This is a genomic window from Syntrophomonas sp. UBA5494 (assembly GCF_002426325.1).
This window is the reverse complement of the sequence record NZ_DIPG01000104.1, coordinates 1-350: the sequence shown is the minus strand read 5'-3', so window position 1 is coordinate 350 and position 350 is coordinate 1. Positions and strand designations below refer to the sequence as shown.

The window sequence follows — 350 nt, the reverse complement described above, 5'->3', positions numbered from 1 at the left end:
TGGCTGGCCCTGGCCAGCAAAGACGTGGTCGGCAAAGTGTTCGGCATCTTCTTCCCCATCATGGCCTTCGTCGCCAGCGGTTTCGAGCACAGTGTGGCCAATATGTTCTTCATTCCCATGGGTCTGGTTGTGGCCCAGATTCCGGCTATCGTGGACGTTGCTGCTGCTGCAGCCGGCGCAACCACCCCTGAAGCCGTGGCAGCCTTCAAGCTTGCAGTCACCAATGTGTTCACCTGGAAGACCTTCATTATGAATAACCTGATCCCGGTGACCCTGGGCAACATCGTGGGCGGATCCATCATGGTGGGTTCACTGTACTGGTACTCCTACCTGAAAAAAGACGCCCCGGT

General features: G+C 56.9%; 1 protein-coding gene. It reads left to right on the top strand.

The window, feature by feature from the left end; genetic code table 11:
* A partial coding sequence (locus B3W37_RS11710; RefSeq protein ID WP_483175885.1) for a formate/nitrite transporter family protein occupies nucleotides 1–350 on the top strand: 350 nt, incomplete at both ends.